Source organism: Pseudanabaena sp. FACHB-1998 (assembly GCF_014696355.1).
Classification (GTDB): Bacteria; Cyanobacteriota; Cyanobacteriia; order Pseudanabaenales; family Pseudanabaenaceae; genus Pseudanabaena.
This window is the reverse complement of record NZ_JACJQA010000022.1, coordinates 1-24,891: the sequence shown is the minus strand read 5'-3', so window position 1 is coordinate 24,891 and position 24,891 is coordinate 1. Positions and strand designations below refer to the sequence as shown.

29 protein-coding genes and 1 pseudogene are annotated in these 24,891 nt (G+C 42.2%); 19 read left to right on the top strand and 11 right to left on the bottom strand.

Annotated elements, in window-relative coordinates; translation table 11 throughout:
• Positions 1-61 precede the first annotated feature (61 nt).
• From adhE to H6F42_RS22095, 10 genes are all read right to left on the bottom strand, one after another.
• Positions 62-2,680 (bottom strand): bifunctional acetaldehyde-CoA/alcohol dehydrogenase, encoded by a 2,619-nt coding sequence (gene adhE, locus H6F42_RS07990; protein ID WP_190398828.1) that lies wholly within the window; start codon positions 2,678-2,680, stop codon positions 62-64.
• A gap of 98 nt (positions 2,681-2,778) precedes the next feature.
• A complete protein-coding gene (locus H6F42_RS07985) occupies positions 2,779-3,108 on the bottom strand; it encodes a type II toxin-antitoxin system PemK/MazF family toxin (RefSeq protein WP_190398827.1) in 330 nt (109 codons plus the stop codon).
• The gene (locus tag H6F42_RS07980) at positions 3,096-3,356 is read right to left on the bottom strand and encodes an AbrB/MazE/SpoVT family DNA-binding domain-containing protein (protein ID WP_190398826.1); all 261 of its coding nucleotides are present in this window, start codon (positions 3,354-3,356) and stop codon (positions 3,096-3,098) included. Before H6F42_RS07980 ends, H6F42_RS07985 begins: the two co-directional genes overlap by 13 nt.
• 80 nt (positions 3,357-3,436) lie before the next feature.
• A complete protein-coding gene (gene pflA, locus H6F42_RS07975) occupies positions 3,437-4,177 on the bottom strand; it encodes a pyruvate formate-lyase-activating protein (RefSeq protein ID WP_190398842.1) in 741 nt (246 codons plus the stop codon).
• 349 nt (positions 4,178-4,526) lie between these two features.
• On the bottom strand, positions 4,527-6,755 hold the full coding sequence (gene pflB / locus H6F42_RS07970) for a formate C-acetyltransferase (RefSeq protein ID WP_190398841.1): 2,229 nt from the start codon (positions 6,753-6,755) through the stop codon (positions 4,527-4,529).
• Positions 6,756-6,980: 225 nt separating this feature from the next.
• Complete coding sequence (gene smc / locus H6F42_RS07965; RefSeq protein WP_190398825.1) at positions 6,981-10,580, bottom strand: chromosome segregation protein SMC; 3,600 nt, start codon at positions 10,578-10,580, stop codon at positions 6,981-6,983.
• A gap of 333 nt (positions 10,581-10,913) precedes the next feature.
• Positions 10,914-13,583 (bottom strand): DUF3536 domain-containing protein, encoded by a 2,670-nt coding sequence (locus H6F42_RS07960; protein ID WP_190398824.1) that lies wholly within the window; start codon positions 13,581-13,583, stop codon positions 10,914-10,916.
• Between the two features lie 295 nt (positions 13,584-13,878).
• Positions 13,879-14,217: a XisI protein gene (locus H6F42_RS07955; RefSeq protein ID WP_190398823.1), complete on the bottom strand. Its 339-nt coding sequence runs from the start codon at positions 14,215-14,217 to the stop codon at positions 13,879-13,881.
• The gene (locus H6F42_RS07950) at positions 14,202-14,621 is read right to left on the bottom strand and encodes a XisH family protein (protein ID WP_190398822.1); all 420 of its coding nucleotides are present in this window, start codon (positions 14,619-14,621) and stop codon (positions 14,202-14,204) included. Before H6F42_RS07950 ends, H6F42_RS07955 begins: the two co-directional genes overlap by 16 nt.
• Positions 14,622-14,647: 26 nt before the next feature.
• A complete protein-coding gene (locus H6F42_RS22095) occupies positions 14,648-14,773 on the bottom strand; it encodes a hypothetical protein (protein ID WP_277873833.1) in 126 nt (41 codons plus the stop codon).
• 39 nt (positions 14,774-14,812) lie between these two features.
• On the opposite strand from H6F42_RS22095, the gene H6F42_RS07945 reads away from it, so the two are divergent.
• The 19 genes and pseudogenes from H6F42_RS07945 to H6F42_RS22085 all read left to right on the top strand — a co-directional run bounded on the left by H6F42_RS07945 (position 14,813) and on the right by H6F42_RS22085 (position 24,634).
• Entirely contained in the window at positions 14,813-18,604 is a 3,792-nt protein-coding gene (locus tag H6F42_RS07945) for a TaqI-like C-terminal specificity domain-containing protein (RefSeq protein WP_190398821.1), read from the top strand.
• Positions 18,605-18,660: 56 nt separating this feature from the next.
• Positions 18,661-18,933, top strand: a complete 273-nt coding sequence (locus H6F42_RS07940; protein ID WP_190398820.1) for a hypothetical protein — start codon at positions 18,661-18,663, stop codon at positions 18,931-18,933.
• Positions 18,930-19,340 carry a PIN domain-containing protein gene (locus H6F42_RS07935; protein WP_190398819.1) on the top strand — a complete coding sequence of 137 codons (411 nt, stop codon included), beginning with the start codon at positions 18,930-18,932 and terminating at the stop codon, positions 19,338-19,340. Before H6F42_RS07940 ends, H6F42_RS07935 begins: the two co-directional genes overlap by 4 nt.
• 5 nt (positions 19,341-19,345) lie before the next feature.
• Positions 19,346-19,498, top strand: a complete 153-nt coding sequence (locus tag H6F42_RS07930; protein WP_190398818.1) for a hypothetical protein — start codon at positions 19,346-19,348, stop codon at positions 19,496-19,498.
• 12 nt (positions 19,499-19,510) lie between these two features.
• Complete coding sequence (locus H6F42_RS07925) at positions 19,511-19,765, top strand: DUF433 domain-containing protein (RefSeq protein ID WP_190398817.1); 255 nt, start codon at positions 19,511-19,513, stop codon at positions 19,763-19,765.
• 63 nt (positions 19,766-19,828) lie between these two features.
• Positions 19,829-19,954 (top strand): hypothetical protein, encoded by a 126-nt coding sequence (locus H6F42_RS22090; protein WP_277873832.1) that lies wholly within the window; start codon positions 19,829-19,831, stop codon positions 19,952-19,954.
• Positions 19,955-20,010: 56 nt separating this feature from the next.
• Positions 20,011-20,232 (top strand): hypothetical protein, encoded by a 222-nt coding sequence (locus H6F42_RS07920; protein WP_190398816.1) that lies wholly within the window; start codon positions 20,011-20,013, stop codon positions 20,230-20,232.
• 2 nt (positions 20,233-20,234) lie between these two features.
• The gene (locus tag H6F42_RS07915) at positions 20,235-20,675 is read left to right on the top strand and encodes a putative toxin-antitoxin system toxin component, PIN family (protein ID WP_190398815.1); all 441 of its coding nucleotides are present in this window, start codon (positions 20,235-20,237) and stop codon (positions 20,673-20,675) included.
• A gap of 198 nt (positions 20,676-20,873) precedes the next feature.
• Positions 20,874-21,107: a hypothetical protein gene (locus H6F42_RS07910; protein ID WP_190398810.1), complete on the top strand. Its 234-nt coding sequence runs from the start codon at positions 20,874-20,876 to the stop codon at positions 21,105-21,107.
• On the top strand, positions 21,100-21,444 hold the full coding sequence (locus H6F42_RS07905) for a type II toxin-antitoxin system RelE/ParE family toxin (protein WP_190398814.1): 345 nt from the start codon (positions 21,100-21,102) through the stop codon (positions 21,442-21,444). The genes H6F42_RS07910 and H6F42_RS07905 overlap by 8 nt, the downstream gene beginning before the upstream one ends.
• Positions 21,445-21,600: 156 nt before the next feature.
• A complete protein-coding gene (locus H6F42_RS07900) occupies positions 21,601-21,834 on the top strand; it encodes a DUF433 domain-containing protein (RefSeq protein ID WP_190398813.1) in 234 nt (77 codons plus the stop codon).
• 286 nt (positions 21,835-22,120) lie between these two features.
• Positions 22,121-22,462 (top strand): nucleotidyltransferase domain-containing protein, encoded by a 342-nt coding sequence (locus H6F42_RS07895; protein WP_190398812.1) that lies wholly within the window; start codon positions 22,121-22,123, stop codon positions 22,460-22,462.
• Positions 22,459-22,755, top strand: a complete 297-nt coding sequence (locus H6F42_RS07890; protein WP_190398811.1) for a HEPN domain-containing protein — start codon at positions 22,459-22,461, stop codon at positions 22,753-22,755. Before H6F42_RS07895 ends, H6F42_RS07890 begins: the two co-directional genes overlap by 4 nt.
• Positions 22,756-22,882: 127 nt before the next feature.
• Positions 22,883-23,116, top strand: coding sequence for a hypothetical protein (locus H6F42_RS07885; RefSeq protein ID WP_190398810.1), 234 nt, complete (start codon positions 22,883-22,885; stop codon positions 23,114-23,116).
• Entirely contained in the window at positions 23,109-23,453 is a 345-nt protein-coding gene (locus tag H6F42_RS07880) for a type II toxin-antitoxin system RelE/ParE family toxin (RefSeq protein WP_190398809.1), read from the top strand. The genes H6F42_RS07885 and H6F42_RS07880 overlap by 8 nt, the downstream gene beginning before the upstream one ends.
• A 162-nt stretch (positions 23,454-23,615) precedes the next feature.
• Positions 23,616-23,942, top strand: a complete 327-nt coding sequence (locus H6F42_RS07875) for a DUF433 domain-containing protein (RefSeq protein WP_190398808.1) — start codon at positions 23,616-23,618, stop codon at positions 23,940-23,942.
• Positions 23,943-23,945: 3 nt separating this feature from the next.
• Positions 23,946-24,077, top strand: a complete 132-nt coding sequence (locus H6F42_RS22290) for a DUF5615 family PIN-like protein (protein WP_347272293.1) — start codon at positions 23,946-23,948, stop codon at positions 24,075-24,077.
• Entirely contained in the window at positions 24,074-24,286 is a 213-nt protein-coding gene (locus H6F42_RS21865; protein WP_242018371.1) for a DUF5615 family PIN-like protein, read from the top strand. The genes H6F42_RS22290 and H6F42_RS21865 overlap by 4 nt, the downstream gene beginning before the upstream one ends.
• A 204-nt stretch (positions 24,287-24,490) precedes the next feature.
• Positions 24,491-24,634, top strand: a pseudogene (locus H6F42_RS22085) (DUF433 domain-containing protein).
• Positions 24,635-24,649: 15 nt separating this feature from the next.
• Here H6F42_RS22085 and H6F42_RS07860 read toward each other — a convergent pair.
• Positions 24,650-24,891 (bottom strand): transposase (locus H6F42_RS07860; RefSeq protein ID WP_190398657.1); only part of this gene is annotated, 242 nt, incomplete at its 5' end.

Genomic DNA, 24,891 nt, shown 5'->3' with positions numbered 1-24,891 from the left:
GATTCTGAGGAGCTAGATTTGGGAATCTCTTGCAAAGCAACAGATTCCCAAATCTGGAGAATTATTGGCGAAGGGCTGGCTCGGTATAGGCGACTACCATCAAATGCTTAAGATCAGCAATTAATGGATAACGGGGATTTGCGCCTGTGCATTGATCGTCAAAGGCTCGATCAGCCATGTCTTCCACATGAGCCATGAAAAATTCTTCGCCCAGCCCCTGCTCAGTCATCGCATCTTTAATGGTGACGGGAATATCCACCTTGCGCTTAAGCTCTTCTACGGCGGCGATGAGCTTTTCCACTTTCTCATCATCGGTTTCGCCACCCAAATTGAGATAGTTGGCAATTTGAGCATAGCGCCACTTGCTATTGGGATATTTATTTTGCGAGAAGATCGCCTGTTTAAAGGGAACATCAGTGGCGTTATAGCGGATCACATGGCTAATCATCAGGGCATTGGCTAGGCCGTGAGCCAGCTTGCAAGTGCCGCCGAGTTGGTGGGCGATCGAGTGACAAATGCCCAAGAAAGCATTCGCAAACGCCATTCCTGCGATCGTGGCGGCGTAATGCACCTTTTCCCTAGCCTTGGTATCTTTGCCGCCATTTTCATAGGCACTAGGTAGATATTTAAAGAGTAGCCGAATCGCTTCGAGGGCTAAGCCATTGGTATATTCGGAAGCCAAGACCGAGACATAGGCTTCGATCGCATGGGTGAGCGCATCAATACCACCATAGGCGGTGAGACGCTTCGGAATATTCATCGTCAATTCGGGATCAACGATCGCCATATTCGGAGTCAGCGCATAGTCGGCAAGGGGATATTTAATATGGGTCTTCTCATCGGTGACAACCGCAAAAGGTGTTACTTCCGAACCCGTTCCCGAAGTGGTAGGAATCGCGACCATCATTGCCTTACCACCCAAAGGAGGCAATTCATAGACTCGTTTCCGAATATCCATAAATCGCATGGCTAAGCCTTCAAATTCAATTTCAGGATGTTCGTACATCAGCCACATCACCTTCGCGGCATCCATCGGTGAACCACCACCAAAGGCAATGATCACATCAGGATGGAAACTATTGCAGATGGTCAAGCCGCGCCGCACTGTCGCCAAGGAAGGATCGGGTTCCACATCATAGAAGGTGTGGTGAGCGATCCCGATTTCTTCTAAGCTGTCGGTTACTTCCTTGGTTAAGCCCATTTCAAAGAGAGGGCGATCGGTGACGATCAAAGCCCGTTTTTTACCTGCGAGATCCCTCAGGGCTACGGGTAAACATCCAAATTTGAAGTAAATCTTCGGGGGAATACGGAACCAGAGCATATTTTCTCGACGCTCGGCGGCGGTTTTGATGTTCAGCAAATGGTGTGGGGTGACATTTGCTGAAATCGAATTGCCGCCCCAAGTGCCACAACCAAGCGTCAGCGAAGGATCGAGACGGAAGTTATAAAGATCCCCGATCGCCCCTTGCGAAGATGGGGTATTAATCAATACTCGCGAAGTTTCCAGCTTGTTTTCAAAATAGCGAATATGCTCTTTATTGCTAGGTGCTGTGTAGAGAACCGAAGTATGTCCATGTCCACCAAAGATGACTAGAGCTTCGGCTTTATCTACGGCATCATGAAAGTTGTCCGCCCGATACATGGCAAGAATTGGCGACAATTTCTCATAGGCAAATGGCTCATCCTTAGAAATTGTTTCCACTTCGCCAATTAAAACTCGCGTATTTTCAGGAATTGCAAATCCTGCAACTTCGGCAATCTTCAGTACTGGCTGACCAACGATCGCCGCATTTAATCGACCATCCTTTAAAATCACGCCCCGAATGCGATCGCGTTCTTCGGAATTAAGAAAATAGGCTCCCCGCTTAATAAATTCCTGCTTCACTTCTTCGTAGATAGGATCAACTACCACCACCGACTGCTCCGAAGCACAGATCGTGCCATTGTCAAAGGTTTTGCTGAGAATGATCGAACTTACCGCCATTTGGATATGGGCTGTTCCGTCAATGATTGCAGGCGTATTGCCAGCACCAACCCCAATGGAAGGATGTCCCGAAGAATAGGCAGCTTTGACCATCCCAGGTCCACCCGTCGCCAAAATCAGTTTGATCTCTGGGTTCTGCATCAAGGCTTGCGAAAGCGGAACTGTAGGTTCATTAATCCAGCCAATAATATTGGCGGGCGCACCTGCGGCTACGGCTGCATCAAGCACAATTTTCGCGGCAGCGATCGCGCATTCCTTGGCATGGGGATGGGGGGAGAAGATAATCCCGTTGCGAGTTTTAAGGGCAATTAAAGCTTTGAAAATTACCGTTGAAGTGGGATTAGTGACAGGTACAATCCCTGCCAGAATACCAACGGGTTCAGCAATGCGCTCATAGCCAAAATGCTTGTCCGATTCAATGACACCACAGGTTTTATCGTTCTTGTATTTGTTGTAAATCATCTCCGAAGCAAAGTGATTCTTAATCGCCTTGTCTTCGATTACGCCCATGCCCGATTCCTTTACGGCAGCCTTCGCCAGAGGAATTCGCGCCGCATTCGCGGCTAACGCTGCATGTTTAAAGATGCGATCGACCTGTTCTTGCGTAAAACTGGCAAATTCTGCTTGAGCAATTTTTACGCGCTGAATCAATAATTCCAGTTCTTCAACATTCGTAACTTGATTCGTAACTTGCATTTTGGACTTTCTCCTTACTTATTCTGATTTAATTCTTGATGGATTTCTATTCGATTTGTGGGTAAATGCTTACTAAAGAATCTCTTTTGAGAAAGAGCCTACTCAGCAAACAGCTTCGCTAAGGTATCAAGCACAACTCTTTGCTCATCTTGGTGAATTCGCCCCAATTTTTTGATCAATCTAGTTTTATCAATAGTGCGAATTTGATCTAGAACTATTTGCCCATTTTTACCTTGGAACTGACATGAAATACGAGTAGGATACGCTTTACCTTTTGTCGTCATCGGGGCAATTATTATTGTGGAAATATAGAGATTGATTTCATCGGGGGAAATGACAACACAGGGGCGTGTCTTCTGGATTTCACTGCCAATAGTGGGATCAAGACTCACTAAGAAAATATCAAATCTCTTAATTACCATTCCCATTCAACTTGATCCCAAACCGTTGCACTAACTCCATCTAAAAGCAGATCATCATGGTTTTGTGCCATCTCCGCAAAGGATTGCTCCCATCCTGATCGGGGGTGAGCAGCTTGGCGAATAGTTAAATGATCGCCATGAAGTTCAATTTCTACCTCTGTATGAATCCCGCTTTGCTCTAGTAGCAATTTAGGAATACGCACACCTTGAGAATTTCCAATCTTGATAATTCGAGTTCTGATCGCTGTACTCATATCTAGAGAGTGATTTAAAGAACTTAGAAAATGAGAAGTAATTACATTGTAGGTACAATCAAACAGATTGTCAATGCTGACTAAACGCCGATCGCCCCTAAAGCATATATTCCGCGATCGCGAAATATATCAACCGTTTGCTGGACAAGTTGGGGATCGGCTGGGGGGGTGTCTTTTAGGGAATAGGGCAAACCTAGTTGCTCCCATTTATACTCCCCCATCTTATGAAAAGGTAATACTTCTAATCTCTCAACATTGGTGAGAGTAGCGATAAAGTCAGCTAATTGATTAATGTTAGCGATGTTGTCCGTAAGGTGCGGCACTAATACAAACCTAATCCAGACTGGCTTGCGAATCTCACTGAGATGCTTTGCCATCGCTAAGGTTGGCTCGATGGATACATTGGTAACTTTGTAATAGAGTTCAGGAATATAGGATTTGATATCTAATAGCACTAAATCGGTTTCATCCAGCACGGGTTGCGCGACCTCGATCGCACAGTATCCAGAGGTATCAAGGGCTGTATGTAAACCTAATTGATGGCAACGGGCAAAGATTTCTCGCGCAAATTCTGGTTGCATTAAGGGTTCGCCACCGCTTACGGTTACGCCCCCTTTACGAATGAAGGATTTACATTTTTTGATCTCATCAATTAAATAATCTACGGTGACTTCTTTGCCTTCATGAGCATTGCGACAATCGGGATTGTGGCAATAGAGGCAACGAAGTGGACAGCCCTGAGTGAATACGATAAATCTAATTCCTGGTCCATCCACCGTCCCGAAGGTTTCAATTGAGTGAATGCGTCCCGATTGAGAAATCATGAGAGTTCTCAGTAATTTTATGTCTTCTATTTTACTATAAAAGTCGAAAGAGATTTCATTGTTTAGGTCGATTTATTTAGTATAAAGTTATCGACAAAAGGCGCGATCGCCTTTCCCATAAAATTAGCTAACCAAAAGCGCGATCGTTTCGATTATGCGTTCCAGCCATTGTGATTATTTAGAGATATTGTCTTAGAAAAGGGCGCTCGCTAATTGATGATAATTTCACTCTATTTGATGGTCTTGGTTTGCTGAGTGGCGAGATCGCTTCCACAACGATGAGCGCTCCCACCACAAAAGATAGGAGCGCTCACTAGAAGGGAAAGAAAGTTTGCCAATCAGGAAACTATACTCGTTCGTGGAATGTGCGTTTAATCACATCTAGTTGTTGCTCACGGGTGAGCTTGATGAAGTTCACCGCATAGCCCGAAACGCGAATTGTAAGTTGTGGATAATTTTCAGGATGTTCCATCGCATCTAGTAAGGTATTGCGATCAAGGGCATTCACATTAATGTGATGACCGCCATCGTGGAAATAGCCATCTAGCAAATTCACAAGGTTATTGGTGCGATCGCTTTCTTGTCTACCCAGAGCCGAGGGCAAGATCGAGAAGGTATTAGAAATACCGTCCTGACAATCGCTGTAGGGAAGTTTCGCCACCGATGATAGCGAGGCGATCGCGCCACAGCAATCTCTTCCATGCATAGGATTTGCCCCAGGAGCAAAGGGTTCACCTGATTTGCGCCCATCGGGAGTGCTACCTGTCTTCTTGCCATAGACAACATTAGAAGTAATTGTCAATACCGACTGCGTGGGGACAGCGTTGCGATAGGTCTTGTGCTTGCGGATTTCATTCATAAATCTCGCTACAAGGTCAATCGCTAGACTATCTACGCGATCATCGTTATTGCCATACTTGGGATATTCGCCGACCGTTTCATAATTTACTGCCAAGCCTTGTTCGTTGCGAAGAACTTTGACCTTAGCGTATTTAATCGCTGAGAGCGAGTCCGTAACCACTGACAAGCCTGCAATTCCACAAGCCATCGTCCGATAGACATCGCGATCATGTAAAGCCATCTCAATCCGTTCGTAGCAATACTTGTCATGCATATAGTGAATGACATTGAGCGTATTGATATAGGCTTTGGCAAGCCAGCCCATCATCTGTTGCAGACGATCATTAACTTCTTGATAGTCGAGATATTCGCTGGTAATTGCGGCAAACTGTGGAGCGACTTGATCCCCAGACTTTTCATCCTTACCACCATTGATTGCATAGAGCAAAGTCTTGGCGAGATTCACCCTTGCGCCGAAAAACTGCATCTGCTTACCAATTCGCATGACCGATACACAACAGGCGATCGCGTAGTCATCGCCATAGGTCGGACGCATCAGATCATCATTCTCGTACTGAATAGAACTCGTAGCACTCGAAACCTTCGCACAGAATTGCTTAAAGCTTTCTGGCAGATGCTCTGACCATAGCACCGTCAAGTTAGGTTCTGGAGCAGAACCGAGATTAACCAGCGTATGTAAGAAGCGGTAACTGGTCTTAGTCACTAAGGTGCGTCCATCGGCACTCATGCCCCCGATCGCTTCGGTTACCCATGTCGGATCACCTGAGAAGAGATCGTTGTAGTCAGGGGTGCGTAAAAAGCGCACCATCCGCAACTTCATCACGAAATGATCGATGAGTTCTTGCAATGTTGATTCGGCGATCGCGCCATTGCGAAGATCCCGCTCAAAATATATGTCTAAAAAGGTCGAAACCCGACCGAGGGACATTGCTGCACCATTCTGTTCCTTCACCGCCCCTAGATAGGCAAAATATAGCCATTGCACAGCTTCTTGAGCAGTCATCGCAGGACGACCAATATCAAAGCCATATTTCGTCGCCATTTCCTTGAGTTCAAAGAGGGCGCGAATCTGTTCTGAAATTTCCTCCCGCAGACGAATGGTGTCTTCATCCATCAAGTCAAGATCAAGAGATTCCTGTTGGTTTTTCTTGTCATCAATTAGGCGATCGACTCCATAGAGAGGTACGCGCCGATAGTCACCAATGATGCGTCCCCGACCATAGGCATCGGGTAAACCTGTGATGATTCCTGATCGCCTTGCCTTTCGCATTTCACTCGTATAAACATCAAATACGCCATCATTATGGGTCTTGCGATATTTCGTAAAGACTTCTTCTGTTTGGGGATCAAGCTGATAGCCATAGGCTTCTAGTCCCGCCTTGACCACCCGAATGCCACCATAGGGCATGATTGACCGCTTTAGAGGTTTGTCGGTTTGCAAGCCCACAATTTGTTCTAATTCTTGATTAATATATCCCGCATCATGGGCGGTGATTGAGGATGGTACTTTTGTATCTACGTCCAAGATTCCTTGTTGACGCTCTAATTTCATCAATTCAAGGACTTCATGCCAAAGTTGTTGAGTTTTCTTGGTGGATTCAGCAAGAAATTCCGCATCCCCTTCGTAAGGAGTGTAATTCTTCTGAATAAAATCTCTGACATTTATTTCTCTTGTCCAACTGCCTTCCGTAAAGCCCTGCCATTCTACATACATAGCTTTAGCCTCCATAGCTTTAGCCTTTAAATTTTGCGATTTTTCGAGAAGATAAAGAATCGCTTGCTTTCTTCCATTATAGATTTACCTTCAGATTCTCATAGGATTGCTGGCAGTTTATTACAAAAGTTAATCCTTATAGCTAGCTTATATCTAGCTATAGCCCCCATACAGCAACCCAAAGATGAGTAGCTGCCCAAAGTGTCACAACTCGTCTTCTGGCTTTTAGCTGGAGGATCTTAGCTCTAAGCCCAATACTTGAGTATGTGCGCCACGAGCCTGAGTCACACCAATCGTACGCTCGGATGCCTCGATCATCGGGCGACGGAGACTGACTACAATAAACTGAGCCAGACTGGCTTGCTTGCTGACCATCTTTGAGAGACGTTCCACATTCGCGCCATCCAGAAACATATCAACTTCATCGAAGGCGTAGAAAGGCGAAGGGCGATAACGCTGCAAGGCAAAGATGAAACTCAGGGCGGTGAGAGATTTTTCACCACCAGACATTGACGAAAGGTTTTGAACTTGTTTACCTTTGGGATGAGCGACTAGGGTTAAACCGCCACTCAGAGGCGCATTGGGATTTTCTAATTGCAAATAACCATCGCCATCGGATAATTCCGAGAAAATTTCTTTGAAATGTCCATTCACCGCATCAAATGCTTGCATAAAGGCACGTTGACGCAAAGTGGTGAAGTTCTCGATTCTAATTAAGAGTTCAGTCCGTTCTTGATTGAGAGTTTCTAAGCGGCTACTAAGTTCCTCAAGACGTTGTGATGTTGCCTCGTATTCGGCAATTGCCATCATATTCACAGGTTCCATTGACTGAATCCGCTTGAGCAGTCGGCGTTGCTCTAGTTGCAACTGTTCGAGAGTCATCGACTCAGGCACTTCAGGAACGATGTCAGGAAGTTCAATTAGCTCAAGTTGTTCGTTAAATTGAGCAATTTGTTGTTCTAGCTCCCCTTGACGTTCGCGATTTTTTTGTAACTGCCATTCCTGTTGTTGCAGTTGCTGTTGTTGAGCGCGTAGCGATCGCTCGGCAGCATCACGCTCTTGTTTGGCTGCACCGATGGTTTGTTCTAGGGTCTCCAGACGAGATTGATAGGAGGCGATCGCATTTTCAGTTTGCTTAATTTGTAGTTGAATTTGCGAGGTGCTGTTAATCAATTCTGTTTGGGTGCTGCGAAGTTCTTGCAAACGGGTTTGACGTTGCGCCATCTTCTCAAGGGCTAGCTTATGCTGATTCTCTAATTCTCCTAGTTGCTGTTTAGAAGTCCTCAGTTCAATTTCAGCACTGTTTAATAGAGCTTCTTGACTTTGCAGAGCTTCTTGAGCCTGTAGCCAACGGGTGTGGGTTCCCGATTTTTCTAGTTCGGTTAGTTCCGCACGCTTAACAAGTAGCTTTGCTTCGAGTTCTACAATGTTGCTATCAAGAGTGTTGAGTTGAGCTTGACCGATTTCAATGGCGGTACGAGTTTGTTGGATTTGATCTTGCAGCCGAGAGCGATCGCGGCTATTGCGTTCGATTTGTTCATATATGCGATCGCGCTTGAGTTGGGATTCACGATGGGTAGTTCTGGCGGCTTGGAGTTGCTCTTCATATTTGGCGATGCCCGTCAAAGCACCCCGCAAACGTTGATTGAGTCTTGCCAACATTTGATCAATTTCTAACAGGCGATCGCGTAGTTGCTTAGTTTCTGATGACTCCGCAGGCTTGGCATTACCGAAATGTAAGCTCGTATGCAAGGGAGCGCTACCACCCGTCATCGCTCCCGAAGTTTCAAGGATTTCACCTTCGAGAGTCACCATGCGATATTTACCGATGTGGAATCGAGCTTGATCGAGATGCTCAAATACTAAGGTATTCCCAAAAACAAAAGAGAAGACATCCTGATAACGATCTTCGTAGGTGACCAGATTAAACGCATAGTCGATCGCGCCTAGTTTTTGAGCTTCCATGCGGGAAGGGAACTTTGCGGGTTGGAGTTTGTTTAACGGAAGGAAAGTTGCTCGTCCAGCCCTCTCTCTTTTGAGCAAGGCGATCGCTTCGGCAGCAATCTGATCATTTTCCACTACGAGATTACCTAGCCGTCCACCTGCACAGATTTCTAGAGCTAATTGATAGCGAGGTTCGACTAGCCCTAACTGCGCGACTAGTCCATAAACTCCCGACATATCCGCTTCGATAATTATCTGCGAGGCTTTTGTACCTTGAACTTCACGGCTGGCTTGTACCTGCGCCTCGAGCTTATCGAGTTGGCGAGTTTTGACCCTTTGTTCTTGGTTGAGGCGATCAATCGTCTCATTCTGTAGCTGAACTTCTAATTGGGCTTCAGCAAGATTCTTGGCAAGATTCTGTACTAAGGTTTCCGCGCCGCTAACCTCGGCTTCCTGCAATCTGAGAGCATCCTCCAGAGACTGATTAGACAACATATCCACAGCATAGCGCCCTTCGCCAGCCATGATTTCTTGCAGTTCTTTTTCCTGCGATTCTAACTGTTGCGATCGCTGATTGAGTACTTCGCGAATCCTTGTTTGCTCTTGCTTTTGGGGATCAAGTTCGGATTGAGCTTGATCGACTTCTTGCCGTAACTGGGTTTGTTGACGTACCCATTCGGACGATGCTGAGGCGATCGCTTGGACTTCCTTGCGATATTGGGAAACAATTGCCGACTGTTGATCGCGAGCTTTCTCAGCAGTGACTACTGATTCTTCTTTAAATTGCTTTTGCGATTCCAATTGCTCAGATTCGCGTAGGAGGCGATCGATTTCCTCTTGAGTACTAACAATATGATTTTGATTGTTTTGATAGGTACTAGTTAGAGATTGTTGCTGACGTTGCAAGCCCCGCAATTCCGCCTGTTGAGCCGACAGGTTGCTGGATACCGAGAGATATTCTTCTTCGCCAAGGGTATGGACGCGATCGCTTAGTTCATTAAGCTGGACAGTGCCTGTCTCAATTGTCTGGGAGAGTTCCGTTAAGGACTTCTCAATATTGCCGCATTGTTCACGATTATTAACTAACTCGACATTGCGAAGCGATTGCTGATAGGTAATCTCACGCTGTTGTAGCACCGCTTCCGATGCCTCCATGCGCTCATATTCTAATCGAAGTGCTTTATATTTTTCCGCCTTAACGCGATCGCCTTTCAACTTCTCCTTATTCGCAATTAATTCCTGCTCCACAATCCGAAATCTTTCTTCCTGAGCCTTGACATCATCGAGCTTATCCTTTGCGGTCGCAATCTTGCGATCGAATTCCCCCACACCTGCCAACTCATCAATAATCTCGCGTCTCTCCCGCGAGTTCATGGAAATAATGCCCGTGACATCCCCCTGCAACACCACATTATAGCCTTCAGGATAAATACGGAACTTGGCTAACTGCTCATGTAATTCACTTAAGTTACAAGGTGTTCCATTAATGTAATAGGTAGATGTATAGGTTCCCTGCGTAGTTACACGCAACTTCCGCATGACCGTCCATTCACCCATAGTCTGCCCCTCAGCCTTGGGAATATCCTCGCCTTCGCTTTGCAGCGCCACCATTTCTGCTTCTTCCAGTGCAAAGGTGACGATCACGCTCGCCTCGACCATGCGCCCTTTTTTGCTATGGGCTTGGTTGACCAAATCTGGTAAGCGATCGGCGCGCATCCCCTTTGACCCTGCTAGCCCAAGGGCAAACAGCAACGCATCTAAAATATTCGACTTGCCCGATCCATTTGGCCCTGAAATTACCGTAAACCCTTGCAACAATGGGATCGACACGGTTGAGCCGAAGGACTTAAATCTGGTTAGTTCTACATTTTTAATGTACATATGCAATATACGCAGTAGCGATCGGGGGGCTTGCCAAGCTCAAAAATTAGTTACGCTAATTTTTAAGGTTTCTCTAGGATGCCAATTTCTGACAGCACGAAAGTGCCAATACGTTATCACATCTTGTCAAAAATGGCGTAGGTTCTCTCAAGATTTTTTTGTATAGCTGTTGTCATTTTTGTTAGCGCACCGAACCAGAAGCGAGTTGCGGCGCTTAGCGCCGCAACTCGCTTCTTAGGTTTTGATTTGTCCTAACCAGAATGGCAACAGCTAGGGATTCCGCTCAAAAATTAGCAGTGCGCGGCGAAGCCGCGCACTGCTAATGGGGAAGTATTAAGGAAGTAACCAAGCTTCAGTGGCAATGCCTAGCTTGCCAGCAGTATCAATTAACTGATGCAATTCCAAATTAGAAATAGTCTCACAGAGATTTACTTCGATGTGAATTGGTTGTTTCTGCACAGATTCTAAATCCAGAATCTGTCTGGCGAGTACACATTGAGGTGCAATCCTTCCCGATAGATATCTCAAAAAAGCTTCCTGAGAGAGATTAAGATTGAGCTTTAGAGCTAGGCGATCGCTAATGGCGAGAGATTCTTCAATTTGATTGAGATGATCAAAAAGTGCCTTCTCATGGAGATCCTGAATTTGCGAAAGTTCTTTAATCTGCTTCAAGATATATTTTTCAAGGATTTTGGCATCTTCATCATGGATAAACTTGCAACCCAGATTAATCGCCTCGATCGCTACAGCATCTAATCCCACATTGGGTAGTGATGCTCCTGTTTCCAGTTTTTTCAATTCCTCGGTCAGGCGATTATTAAGAACAATATCCGCAGCAACGCGCAATTCGGGCGGCACAGGCAAGTCATCCCGACGGAAGGAAATGAGAATCCCATAGTTATCGCGATAAACCTGTTCGTATAGCTGATCCAGTCTAGTTAGCGTTTCGTCAGCTAGCATTTGCAGAATTCGATGGCGTTCCTCCGCAAAAAGATGATGCAGGTTGAACTGCTCACCACTAAAGTTACTTGCCATTGCTAAAATTACTGAAGCCGTATTTGCTTGCTTCAGGGTTTTAAAGAGAGTTGCCTTAATCTCTTCATATTCCCTTCGACCTGTAAAGGGTTGGATGCAGCAATGGAAGTCATCACCACCGAGATGTAATACGGCAAAAATATAGCTAACGCATTCTTGAGTAATGCGCGAAGTTAAATAAATCTGCCCGATCGCTAAGGACATGGAGCCAATTCTTTGCAGTTGGTAATCCTGCTGTTGAATTTGGTAACAATAGAGTTGTTGCGATCGCCCGTAATTTCCTAAAGTGGAACTCAGCGCGTATTGAGCCGCCACTTGAGCAAGACTAATGCGATTAGTGATTACCTGCTTCCGATAAACCCCTTCTCCATCCTTAAACTCCGCGAGATTACTCGGAGCCTTTGCCATGCGCTGAATAAATTCGTCCTCTAGCAATACTCCCGCCACATCGGCGGCTAGCTCGATCGCTCTGGCGGCATACCGCAAAATCTGCACAGTTTCAGGGCGTGACAATTCCTCAAAAAACCACCCGCAACTGGTGAACATCAAAAGCGCATGACGTTGCATTTCCAAAAGTCGCAGGGCATCAATTCTCTGGGCTGGAGAAGTAACTTTGGTTCCGCACTGCTGCTCAAAGAACTTATCCAAAATGGGAGATAGGTCAGGGATATTGTCGCGGAGGGAATATTGCAACACTTCAATGTAGCGATCGCGGGCTTCCCAAGGATCATTAAAGTATTTGCGTCCAATATCTACATAAACGGTGGCAAGGCGATCGCGTAACCAGTTAAGGCTTGCGCGTAAAGGTTTGCGCCACAGTAACTGATAGCCCGAACCTTCACCACCACAGGCGCATCCACCCTGCCAGCGATCGACTCCATGGGCGCAACTCCATGCGGTCACTGATTTTAACTCTGCTTCCCATGTAGGCGGAAATAGACTCAAATAGTGAGCGTAATTAGTTACTGTCCAGCCACGCTTTGGAAACTCTTCCACAAAGGCATAGGAGAGCGTCTTCTCCGTAAAGTGCTTGTGATGTCCGAAAGTTTCGCCATCAGTTGCCACTGAAACCATTTGATGAGGACGGTTATCATTGCGGACGGCTTGGCTAAGGCGCTTAGCGAAATTATGGGAACTTCCCAGCAAATCCCCAAATCCCATATCTCGCGAGATGGGTCCATCATAGAAAAATACATCAATATAAGCGTCGGTATCGGCAGGCAAATGGAACTGCCCTAATTCTGAGACGTTACTAATACTGGTGCTATGGCGGCGCAAATGACAACGATAGGGGCGATTGGGATCAATCTGTGCCCCACCCACTTCATTCCATGCGGGGTTCGGATTGTCTTTGGTGGGTATAGGGCGACAGCGTTGAGCCTGTGAGGGCGCAAGCACAATAAACTTGATCCCCTCTAAAACTAAAGCCTCCAGCGTTTCATAATCAACACCAGTTTCCGCTAACCACATTCCTTCGGGATCACGTCCAAATCTGGATTTGAAGTCTTCTTTACCCCAGCGAATTTGGGTTACTTTGTCCCGCCAATTGGCTAGGGGCATGATGATGTGGTTATACACCTGTCCGATCGCATTGCCATGTCCGTTCAGGCGCTCGGCACTGCGTTTGTCGGCATCAAGAATAGCCTGATAGGTGTCGCGATCGTGAAATTCCATCCATGAGAGCAAGGTGGGCCCCATGTTGAAACTCATGTATTCATAATTGTTGACAATCTTTACGATTTTGCCGTCATGACGCTCAATCCGTGAGAATGCGTTAGGGCGATAACATTCATGGTGAATCCTTGCATTCCAGTCATGAAAGGGAGCCGCGCTTTCTTGCCGCTCGATCGCATTGAGGTAAGGGTTTTCACGGGGAGGCTGATAAAAGTGTCCGTGAATGGTAATAAAAATTCCCGAGTCGGTCGGAATCTTGACATCAGGCGAAGAAACAGAAGCAGCAACAGTCACGCAAATCTTCCCTTATAAGCAAACGTTATGTCCTATCTTGGCAGATCTTATTAGTGGTTCGCAAGAGATTATAGAAAAGTTTTAGAAATTGACTCTAGATGAGGGTATGGCTAGTTACGTGTTTACAGGTTTGTGAGGATAGCGATCGCCATAGCTGCAAAATTTCATGTAAATCTAAGCATTTTCCTATTGTCGTTGTTTGCGGATGCTATGGAATGGCAAAGTATATAGGTTCGCCTATTGTTTGTTGAGAAGTTCATGAGTGTGGCGATCGCATTGTCACCAGATTTACTTATCATGCGACAGCAAATCCTGTATGTAGTCTAACTTTTGGGTGACGAAATCCGAGGACGATATCATTTTTTGATACGCCCTCATCTACCAAATCAGTAACTATTCCTTCTTCGGTGTCATCATACTGAATCCAGATTTTATCGTTAACTAAACTCAGATGAATGGGGGTACTGTGAAGATATTGATCGCCATTCCAACCAATGTCGAGAACTAGATATTGCCCTCGCTCATCATCAAATAAAACTTGAGATGTATAAGCATCAGGTATTGCAGAGCGATAGTCGGCATGATTTTGGAGTACTTGTTTAATGATCTGACGATATGTTAATTGGGTATCCATTGAATAATTACCTCCCTTTCATCATCAAAAACAATTAATTTGATAATCTGATTTGTAAGCAGCATTTGACCTAATTGTATCCTGAACACGCTGTTGAATGTTAAGAGTGAGACTGCAAGATAGAGATCTCGCTCAATTTTTGTTTCATTGAGAATTTGGCGATATAAAACGTACTGCCCTAAAGCTTGTTCTAAATCCTTAACATCCGATTGCCCTACAAAGCTTTTTACTTCCACAACAATTTTTTGGATGCCTTTCTCAGCACTAATGAGGCGTTCTGCTCCTAAGTCGGCAGATAAACGCTTTTTCCCAATCTGTAATGGAAATGGATCGTGGGTGATTGTCCAGCCATCTTTTTCTAAGGCTGTTTTGACAGTATTGTGATAGATATCTCTTGCTGGCACAAGTTAAAAGTGTAAAGTTGTGTTTTTCAGTATATGCGATCGCTTGATTGCTTATTGATAGATTTATGGGTGTGGCGATCGCTTTGGTATAAATGGGCGCGAGTAGATATACCAAACAATTGGGAGCGATCGCTGGCTACAAAATTAGGCATAATGGGGGTAGCCAATAGTTTCACTAAATATAAGATTTAATGATCGTCAATAAGCTAGAGCTAAAGCAAGCATTAAATAAGACGTATTTGAAGATTAAGCCTGATGGGGAAAATATTCAGGGGTTTAAGGCTAATTTGGGGCGGATGCTTGAGCTTTGTGATAGCAAAAAAGATGAAGAGTTTAATAAAAATCTGCTGAGTGATTTTTTAAAAAAGACCTATTACATTGATCGCTATTTCATTAATACGAAAGAAAATAGTGATTTGGTGATCCACAATGATAAAAATGTAGAAAGTGCGGTGGGGGTGATCTTTGAGATTAAGAAGCCAACTAAGACGGGCAGTGTGGAGATGCCGAAAGTTGGCAGTCTAAATGATAAGGCGGTGCAGCAGTTGGTTTTATATTTTTTGCGGGAAAGGCTGACGCATGGAAATGTTGGTATTAAGCATTTGGTGGTGACGAATATTTATGAGTGGTTTATTTTTGATGCGCGGATTTTTGAAGAGTTGTTTTATAACGATAGTGCTTTAAAAAAGAAGTTTATCGAGTTTCAAGAAAAGCGGTTAGGTGGAGATAAGACGGAATTTTTTTATAAGGAGATTGCGAAACCTGCGATCGCGAATGTTATCGATCAAATTAAATTCACGCATTTTGATTTGCGCGATCTTGAGAAGTTGGATCTAATCGAGCTTTATAAGATTTTTTCGCCTGAGCATTTGCTGAAGTTGCCTTTTGTGAATGATAGCAATAGTTTAAATAAGCCTTTTTATAATGAGTTGCTGTATATCATTGGCTTGACAGAATTTAAGGATAAGGGCAAGAAGTTAATCGATCGCAGGGCAGAGGGCGATCGCGATGAGGGTTCACTGATTGAGAATGCGATTAGTCGTTTGGATAGTTTGGGGAAACTGTCGCGGCTGTCTAAGCCTGAAGAGTTTGGGGTGACTGATGATGAAAAGTTATTTAATGTGGCTTTGCGATTGTCGATTAATTGGATTAATCGGGTTTTGTTTTTGAAGTTATTGGAGGCGCAGTTAATCAAATATCATCAAGGCGATCGCGAGTCTGCCCGTGAATTTGCATTCTTGAATTTGGCAAAGGTACAGAACTATGATGATCTTGATAGTTTGTTTTTTGATGTATTAGCAAAGGAACAGGATAAGCGCGAGGCAAAGGTGAGAGATGCTTTTGTTAATGTGCCTTATTTGAATAGTTCGTTATTTGAACCAACGGAGACAGAGCAGGAGACAATTTTTATTGGCAATCTCAAGGATCGGGATCTGCTAATTTTTGGGGCGACAGTTCTTAAAGATGGTAATGGCAATAAGCGATCGGGTAAGTTGAATGCATTGGCATATTTATTTGAGTTTTTGGATGCTTATAAATTTGATCGCGATGAGTTGGAAGATACGCAAGAAGATAGTGAGAAGTTGATTAATGCTTCGGTTTTGGGGTTGATTTTTGAGAAGATTAATGGCTATAAGGATGGTTCTTTTTATACGCCGAGTTTCATTACGATGTATATGTGTCGCGAGACGATACGGCGGGCGGTGGTGCAGAAGTTTAATGAGGAGATGGGCTGGAGTTGTGAGAATATTCAGGATCTCAAGGATGATTTGAGTAACTATATTAGGAAGTCAGATCGAGTGGTTCGCAGAAATGAGGCTAATGGAATTTTTAATAGTCTTAAGATTTGCGATCCTGCGGTGGGTTCGGGGCATTTTTTGGTGTCGGCTTTGAATGAGATGATTGCGATTAAGCATTATCTGGGGATTTTGCGCGATCGCAAGGGTGAGGTTTTGAGTCAGTATGAGATTGAGGTGGTTAATGATAAGTTGAAGGTGACTTTGGATGGTAAGTTGTTTGCTTATAATCCTAAAAACAAGGAAAGTCAAAGGGTTCAGGAAGCGCTGTTTCATGAGAAGCAGTCGATTATTGAGGGTTGTTTGTTTGGGGTGGATATTAATCCCAATTCGGTGACGATTTGCCGTTTGCGGTTGTGGATTGAGCTTTTGAAGAATGCTTATTATAAAACCCCCCCTAGCCCCCCCTTGCAAAGGGGGGGGATGGAGAGAGATTCCTTGCAAAGGGGAGAAATGGAGAAAAAAACGGGGAATCTAATCCCCCCCCTTCCAAAGGGGGGGCTAGGGGGGGTAGATCTGGAAACTTTGCCGAATATCGACATTAATATCAAGTGTGGGAATTCTTTGATTAGTCGGTTTGGGTTGGATGTGGATGTGAAGCAGGTTTTGCAGAAGCAGAAGTTTAGTATTGAGCAGTATCGGAATGCGGTGCAGACTTATCGCAGTGCGGAAAGTAAGGCACAAAAGCGAGAGATGGAAAGTTTGATTGCGAAGATTAAGACTGGTTTTAGTTCGAGTTTGTTGGCTGGTGATCCTAAGAAGGTGAAGTTACGGCAGTTACAGGCGGAGCTTTATGGCGTGGAAAATCAGATGTTGTTATTGGAGGAGACTAAGGCGGAGGTTAAGGCTAGGGAGAAGCGGGTTAGTAAGTTAAATAATGAGATTGATAAGTTAAGTGCGGAGATTGAGGATATTGAAAGCGGTCGGCTATACGAGAATGCCTTGGAATGGCGGTTTGAGTTTCCTGAAGTTTTGAATGATAATGGTGATTTTGTCGGATTCGATGTAGTTATTGGTAATCCGCCTTATGGAGTGAAATTAAATAAACAGGAAGACTTTCTATTTAGGCAAAACTATCAAGTATCAAATTATCAAATTGATACATATACTTTATTTACCGAACTAGGTATAAAGATTAGCAATCCTAAATTTATTTTGTGTTTTATTATTCCTAATACTTGGTATGCATCAATTTATGATACTCAATACAGAAAATATTTGATAGACAATAAATTTATTGATAGTATTACAACTTGCCCAGTTAATACCTTTGATGATGCCGTAGTTGAAACCTGTATTTTAGAATGTGTCCCAAAAAACAACAAAGATTTTTTTGAAGTTTATTCTCTTAAAAAAGAAGAATTAAACAAGGTTTTATTTGATGATATTATATCCAATGAAAGATATTCAATTAGTTCATTTTCAAAATCAAGTGATTTTACACTGACAAAAAAAATAATCAATTCTAACGAAAAAGTTAATGATTATTTTGATGTGATATGGGGAATAAAAGTTTATAAAAAAGGTCTTGGAAACCCTCCTCAAACTGGTGATGAATCACAACAGAAAATCTTTCATTCAGCAAGGCATCTCACTCCTACACATAAGCCTTTAATTGGAGGTAGTGAGATTTTTCCATATAGCTTGTCATGGAAAGGTGGCTTTGTAAATTATGGAGAGTGGATTGCTGAACCTAGAAAGCCAATATGGTTTGAGGCTAGTCCCAGAATTGTTGTTAGGGAGGTTACATCAAAAGGACATATTTTTGCAACATTAATATTTGATGAATATGTTTTCTCAAATTCGGTTGATGGAATAAAAAGCAAATCAAATAATCTTCAAGATTTAAAAGTCTTGCTTGCTATACTTAACTCTAAATTTGCACGATTCTTTCATTTAAATAAATCTGGCAATAGCTCAAAAGATACTTTTCCTAAAATTTTAATTCAAGATCTCAAAGAATTTCCGTTTCCTAGCAGTAAAAGTAATTTTCAGAAAATCTCCATGCTTGTTGACGAAATTCTTACTGCTAAAAAAGGCGATCGCCATGCTGACACGACAAAAGAAGAAAAGGCGATCGATCGCTTAGTTTACAAACTTTATCAACTCACCTATGAAGAAGTAAAAATCATTGACCCAGAATTTGAACTAACAGAACAAGAATATACAGCAATTAAAATGGAGTAGAGCCTGTGATATAGATAAAAGAATCCCAAAAACAAAAAACAATAGGAGTAATCACCATGTCAGACAAAGAACAACTAATTAATGAACTAGATCAAGCCCCAGACTTTTTAATACGCGAAGTCTTGAATTTCTTTTTATTCATCAAAACCCGAACCAACGAAATCTCCAAACAAGAACCTATTCAAAAAGCTAAAGAATCTAATATTCCAGATTTTTTGAGCTTTATCGATCAAGTCAACTCTGAGATCCCAACAGAAACAAATATTCCCAAAGACCTTGCCAAAAATCTAGATCATTATCTATACGGCACACCCAAAGAACAAGCATGAAGAAAGTATTTGCAGACACAGGCTACTGGATCGCCCTGCTCAACCCCGAAGATGACCTACATCAAAAAGCACGACAAATATCAGTTACCTTAATCTCAACTCCTATAGTTACCAGTGAAATGGTATTTACTGAACTACTCAACGCCTTCTCTGGCAAAGGTAAATCCTATCGACAAAAAGCCGTTAGATTTATCAAACACGCCTTTACAAATCCTGAAATCGAAGTGATTTTGCAAACTGACGCGCTATTTCAGAATGCTCTTGAGCTATACGATCAACGACGCGATCAAGCTTGGAGTCATACAGATTGCACATCATTTCAAATCATGCAGCAACAAAACATAGTAGAAGCGATTGCCTATGATAAACATTTTGAACAAGCAGGATTTATAGCCTTGCTACGATAAACCTAATGAGCGATCGCCATGCTGATACGACAAAAGAAGAAAAGGCGATTGATCGCTTAGTTTACAAACTCTATCAACTCACCTATGACGAAGTAAAAATCATTGACCCAGAATTTGAACTAACAGAACTAGAATACACAGCCATTAAAATAGAATAAGAGGCAAAAACAATGAAAGCAATAGCAGGACTAGATCGCATCACCTTTGACCCCAAAATTATGGCAGGTCAAGCTTGCATTCGCGGAATGCGAATACCCGTATCCGTAGTCATAAACCTTATCGCCAACGGTTTATCAATAGCAGAAATAATTGAAGACTATCCCTATCTTGAACCAGCAGATATCCAGCAAGCGCTTAGATATGCCGCTTGGCTCCCCCAAGAACGAGTCATCTTTTGGCAAACCGCCCAAGCAGACAGAACTTAAAAATGATGTAATTATCTCTGTAAGCGATGTTTCAATTCGATTCAGGTACTTACCGATTTAATTATGAACGTCAAAAAAGGCGATCGCCATGCTGATACGAGAAAAGAAGAAAAGGCGATCGACGATTTGGTTTATCAACTTTATGGGTTGACAGAAGAAGAGATTAAAATAGTAGAAGGAGAGAGGTGATAAAGAAAAATTATGCAAGTTAAAGTCATAGACAACAAATTTTTATGGTGAACCAAATGATTCAACTACCAATAACTCTAGAGCAACTGATTACAACCGTACAACAACTACAACCTAGCGATCGCGCCCAGATAGCTAAAGCCCTAATTCAAATAGAATTAAAATCAGATCTGACCAAATTACTTGAAGAACTGTATAGTCAACCACCCATCAATGAAATCACAGATGTCGAGATTATGAACGAAATTAAAGCCGTGCGTCAGCAATCAAAAAACTAGACATGAAATTTCGAGTAGTCATAGATACAAACATTTGGATTCGCATCCTTTTAAAAGGGCGCGTTACCCTCCCAATCTTAGAAGCATTTAATCAAGACAAATTCCAATTAGTCATGAGCCAAAATCTTTTGGATGAACTACTTGAAGTATGGAACCGACCACGATTAAGCAAATATATTGACCTAACTCAAGCTATGCGCCTAGAGCAACAGTTAACAAATCGTGCCATCTGGATTGAACCAAAAACAATCCCCCCTTATTGTCGCGATCCCAAAGATTTACCCGTATTAGCTACCGCCATTGACGGTAAAGCAAAAATTATTGTATCGGGAGATGACGACTTACGCGCCGATGAAACATTGAGAGAAGCAATGGCATTATATTCCATCGAATTATTAGGAGTTAATTCTTTTCTAAACTACTTAAAAGAATTTGAAGAATAAATCTAACAGTCACCCGCTAAAAAAGGCGATCGCTATGCTGATACGACAAAAGAAGAAAAGGCGATCGATCGCTTAGTTTACAAACTCTATCAACTCACCTATGACGAAGTAAAAATTATCGACCCCGAATTTGAACTAACAGAACCAGAATATACAGCAATTAAAATCGAGTAAAACTTTTAATTAAGGAATAAAAACATGAAAGCACTTAAAGCAATGGCAACCATCAACGAACAAGGACAAATCACCCTAGACAGTCCCCTCCTAAAAAACAAAAACAGTCGAGTAGAAATCATCGTGCTGATTCCAGAATCACCAGAAGACTTCACCAAAGAAGAAATAATATCTGACTTTCGCCAAGCATGGCACGAAGCAATGACAGGTCAAACAATTCCACTATCTCAACTTTGGGAAGGGCTAGAAAATGACTAACCCAATCCAAATTGAAGCCTCACCCGTTTTTCAAAAAAATATACGCACTCTTGCCAAAAAATATCGCAACATTCGCCAAGACCTCCAACCAGTTATCAACCAACTAGAGCAAGGAGAACTACTCGGTGATCAAATATCAGGAATTGGCTATCCTGTTTTCAAACTCAGAGTTAAAAATAGTGACATTAAGAAAGGAAAAAGTGGAGGTTATCGCCTAATTTATTATCTCAAAACATTAACAGGAATAGTTCTGCTAACTATTTATCCTAAGTCTGAACAGTCAGACATTGAAGCTGAAGAGATTAGGAATATCATCACAGAATATCAACAACCCTGACACGACAAAAGAAGAAAAGGCGATCAACAATTTGGTTTATCAACTTTATGGGTTGACAGAAGAAGAGATTAAAATAGTAGAAGGAGAAAGGTAACAAGAAAAAAGACAAGGTGTTGATTTCTGTAAAAATGTTTAGATTGAATAAGGAAATAGATTATGAGAAAAAGCATTCTAACTGATGTAATTACCATCGACAACGAAATCCAACATGGTAAACCCGTACTAAAAGGAACTCGTCTTCCGATCGCCGTGATTATTGGCTCCCTCGCAGGTGGCATGACCTATGACGAAGTAATCCAAGAATACGCAGTCACCCGCGAACAGATTCTTGCATCCCTTGCCTACTTCTCCGAGCTTTTGCGGCTTAATTATTTTAAGATTTCCTTTTGAAGCGATCGCTATAGAAATTCGACAAGCATTAGAGAAATTTATCGATCAAGTCAACTTACCAGAAATAATTGGTGCAACCGTAATTGTCGATCAAAATAAATTTAGAATCAGAAAGAGGTAAACAGTAATCCCCATGCTGATACGACAAAAGAAGAAAAGGCGATCAATAATTTAGCTTGCAAACTCTATCAGATCACCTATGACGAAGTAAAAATTATTGACCCAAAATTTGAGCTAACAGAACAAGAATACACAGCAATTAAAATAGAATAGGAATAAATAAACCATGCTTTACAATCAAAATACTATTAGTCCAAAATTACATAGATTACTTGATGAACTAAAAATAAATTTAATTCATCTTTATGGACAGCAATTGTATTCCTTAATTTTATTTGGTTCACAGGCTAGAGGAGAAGCAACCCCAGACTCTGATATTGATATCATGACTGTTCTCGAAGATCCCGTTGATGTAGTCAAAGAAGTATATAAAACATCTGATATAAGATTTTATTTTATTGATAAATATGGAGAGCTAATCTCAATTATTCCCGTATCTAAATCAGAATTTATATCATCATCTATTTCCTTGATAAGAATAGCTAAATGCGAGGGAATTAAACTATGAGTGAAATAAGTAAGTTGTTGAATTTAGCTTTTGAAGACTTAGAAACTGCTGAGTTTCTATTTGCAGGACAACGTTATCGATCCTGCTTATCTCGTGCTTATTACGCCATGTACTACTCTGCTCAAGCATTATTGCTATCAGAGAATGTAGAAACATCAACCCATAAAGGAGTCATTAAATTAATAAATCTGCATTTTGTCAGAACAAACCAACTTGATCGCAAAATATTTAAGCTTTTAAATGATGCCTATGATCTTAGACAATTAGGAGACTATAGTCCTAACTTTAGATAATTTAGTTTGCAAACTCTATCAACTCACCTATGACGAAGTAAAAATCATTGACCCAGAATTTGAACTAACAGAACCAGAATACACAGCCATTACAATCGAGTAAAACTTTTAACTAAGGAATAAAAACATGAAAGCACTTAAAGCAATGGCAACCATCAACGAACAAGGACAAATCACCCTAGACAGTCCCCTCCTAAAAAACAAAAACAGTCGAGTAGAAATCATCGTTCTGATTCCAGAATCACCAGAAGACTTCACCAAAGAAGAAATAATATCGGACTTTCGCCAAGCATGGCACGAAGCAATGACAGGTCAAACAATTCCACTATCTCAACTTTGGGAAGGGCTAGAAAATGACTAACCCAATCCAAATTGAAGCCTCACCCGTTTTTCAGAAAAATATACGCACTCTTGCCAAAAAATATCGCAACATTCGCCAAGACCTCCAACCAGTTATCAACCAACTAGGGCAAGGAGAACTACTCGGTGATCAAATATCAGGAATTGGCTATCCTGTTTTCAAACTCAGAGTTAAAAATAGTGACATTAAGAAAGGAAAAAGTGGAGGTTATCGCCTAATTTATTATCTCAAAACATTAACAGGAATAGTTCTGCTAACTATTTATCCTAAGTCTGAACAGTCAGACATTGAAGCCGAAGAGATTAGGAATATCATCACAGAATATCAACAATCCTGATACTAGCGAATTAGAAAAAGAATGCGATCGCTTTAGTTTATCAACTTTATGGGTTGACAGAAGAAGAGATTAAAATAGTAGAAGGAGAGAGGTGACAAGTAAAAAGTAGAAAGGAAAAAGGAAAAATTAGAGCAGATTTATAAATATCCAATTCAAAAAACTATGACACTTAAAGAACTAGAACCCCAACTACTCGCACTCTCACCCACAGAAAAATCTCAAGCAATTCAACTAATTCTCAACAGCCTATTAAATAGTTGGCACGGCATTGAGAAAACATTAAACGTATGTGGCGGTGATGCTTGTATCCGTAGCACCAGAATCCCCGTTTGGCTATTAGTCAGCTACCAACAACAAGGGCTTAGTGACGCAAAAATATTAGAAGCATATCCAACCCTAAACGCAGTTGATCTAGCAAATGCTTGGATATACGCCGAAAGCCATCCCCAAGAAATTGCCACAGCTATTCTTGAAAACGAGACAGATTAAGCAATGATTAAACTCTATGCAGATGAGCAATTTCCATTGCCCGTTGTCAAAATTTTGCGTACATTAGGGTATGACATCCTGACCGTACAAGATGCAGGAAAAGCAGAAAAAAAATACCCGATCCTGAAGTCTTGAGCTATGCCATTAGCCTCAATCGAGCCGTTTTAACCATGAATCGCCGAGATTTCATTCGTTTACATACTCAAATCCCTCAACATAAAGGCATCGTGATTTGCAAAAGTAGCACCAACTGGGAAAAAATCGCCCAAGCCATACATAATCATCTCTCTCAATTTGAGACTATAGAAAAACAACTCATTAGAATCAAATTACCATCGGTGTAAAACTATCAACTGTAAGGCGATCGCCATGCTGATAGTAGCGAATTAGAAAAAGAATGCGATCAATTAGTTTACAAACTCTATCAACTCACCTATGACGAAGTAAAAATTATTAATCCAGAATTTGAACTAACAGAACTAGAATACACAGCAATTAAAATAGAGTAAAACCCTTGACATCAGCTTAAAAAACAAAAAGAAAAATATATAAAAACTACCCACTCACTACTTACTCGAATCACCTAAACTGCTGGACAATGCGGCGGTCGTCCCTGCCTTCGAGGAATGCGAATCCGCGTCACCGATATATTAGAAATGCTTGCCGAAAACGTCAGCATTACTGAAATATAGCAAAGAAAGAGATAGTTAGGACAAATGACAGAAAGCTTGTTGAACAGCATTCCATAAACTTTTACATTGTCCAATAATCTTACTGACATAACTCTTCAATCTAGCCCAGAATTTCTCAATCTTGTTTAAGTCAGGAGAATAGGGAGGCAAAAATATCACCTCACAGCCAGCCTGACGGACTAATTGCCTAATCCTTTCCTGTGGATGAAAACTAGCATTGTCGATAGCCACTATTTGCCCTGGTAATAGTTCTGGGA

Excerpts from the sequence above, each read along its gene's own strand:
- adhE (WP_190398828.1), bottom strand. The coding sequence starts at position 2,680 with ATGCAAGTTACGAATCAAGTTACGAATGTTGAAGAACTGGAATTATTG.
- H6F42_RS07985 (WP_190398827.1), bottom strand. The coding sequence starts at position 3,108 with ATGGGAATGGTAATTAAGAGATTTGATATTTTCTTAGTGAGTCTTGAT.
- H6F42_RS07980 (WP_190398826.1), bottom strand. The coding sequence starts at position 3,356 with ATGAGTACAGCGATCAGAACTCGAATTATCAAGATTGGAAATTCTCAA.
- pflB (WP_190398841.1), bottom strand. The coding sequence starts at position 6,755 with ATGTATGTAGAATGGCAGGGCTTTACGGAAGGCAGTTGGACAAGAGAA.
- smc (WP_190398825.1), bottom strand. The coding sequence starts at position 10,580 with ATGTACATTAAAAATGTAGAACTAACCAGATTTAAGTCCTTCGGCTCA.
- H6F42_RS07955 (WP_190398823.1), bottom strand. The coding sequence starts at position 14,217 with ATGGATACCCAATTAACATATCGTCAGATCATTAAACAAGTACTCCAA.
- H6F42_RS22095 (WP_277873833.1), bottom strand. The coding sequence starts at position 14,773 with ATGCCTAATTTTGTAGCCAGCGATCGCTCCCAATTGTTTGGTATATCT.
- H6F42_RS07945 (WP_190398821.1), top strand. The coding sequence starts at position 14,813 with ATGATCGTCAATAAGCTAGAGCTAAAGCAAGCATTAAATAAGACGTAT.
- H6F42_RS07940 (WP_190398820.1), top strand. The coding sequence starts at position 18,661 with ATGTCAGACAAAGAACAACTAATTAATGAACTAGATCAAGCCCCAGAC.
- H6F42_RS07935 (WP_190398819.1), top strand. The coding sequence starts at position 18,930 with ATGAAGAAAGTATTTGCAGACACAGGCTACTGGATCGCCCTGCTCAAC.
- H6F42_RS07930 (WP_190398818.1), top strand. The coding sequence starts at position 19,346 with ATGAGCGATCGCCATGCTGATACGACAAAAGAAGAAAAGGCGATTGAT.
- H6F42_RS07925 (WP_190398817.1), top strand. The coding sequence starts at position 19,511 with ATGAAAGCAATAGCAGGACTAGATCGCATCACCTTTGACCCCAAAATT.
- H6F42_RS22090 (WP_277873832.1), top strand. The coding sequence starts at position 19,829 with ATGAACGTCAAAAAAGGCGATCGCCATGCTGATACGAGAAAAGAAGAA.
- H6F42_RS07920 (WP_190398816.1), top strand. The coding sequence starts at position 20,011 with ATGATTCAACTACCAATAACTCTAGAGCAACTGATTACAACCGTACAA.
- H6F42_RS07915 (WP_190398815.1), top strand. The coding sequence starts at position 20,235 with ATGAAATTTCGAGTAGTCATAGATACAAACATTTGGATTCGCATCCTT.
- H6F42_RS07910 (WP_190398810.1), top strand. The coding sequence starts at position 20,874 with ATGAAAGCACTTAAAGCAATGGCAACCATCAACGAACAAGGACAAATC.
- H6F42_RS07905 (WP_190398814.1), top strand. The coding sequence starts at position 21,100 with ATGACTAACCCAATCCAAATTGAAGCCTCACCCGTTTTTCAAAAAAAT.
- H6F42_RS07900 (WP_190398813.1), top strand. The coding sequence starts at position 21,601 with ATGAGAAAAAGCATTCTAACTGATGTAATTACCATCGACAACGAAATC.
- H6F42_RS07895 (WP_190398812.1), top strand. The coding sequence starts at position 22,121 with ATGCTTTACAATCAAAATACTATTAGTCCAAAATTACATAGATTACTT.
- H6F42_RS07890 (WP_190398811.1), top strand. The coding sequence starts at position 22,459 with ATGAGTGAAATAAGTAAGTTGTTGAATTTAGCTTTTGAAGACTTAGAA.
- H6F42_RS07885 (WP_190398810.1), top strand. The coding sequence starts at position 22,883 with ATGAAAGCACTTAAAGCAATGGCAACCATCAACGAACAAGGACAAATC.
- H6F42_RS07880 (WP_190398809.1), top strand. The coding sequence starts at position 23,109 with ATGACTAACCCAATCCAAATTGAAGCCTCACCCGTTTTTCAGAAAAAT.
- H6F42_RS07875 (WP_190398808.1), top strand. The coding sequence starts at position 23,616 with ATGACACTTAAAGAACTAGAACCCCAACTACTCGCACTCTCACCCACA.
- H6F42_RS22290 (WP_347272293.1), top strand. The coding sequence starts at position 23,946 with ATGATTAAACTCTATGCAGATGAGCAATTTCCATTGCCCGTTGTCAAA.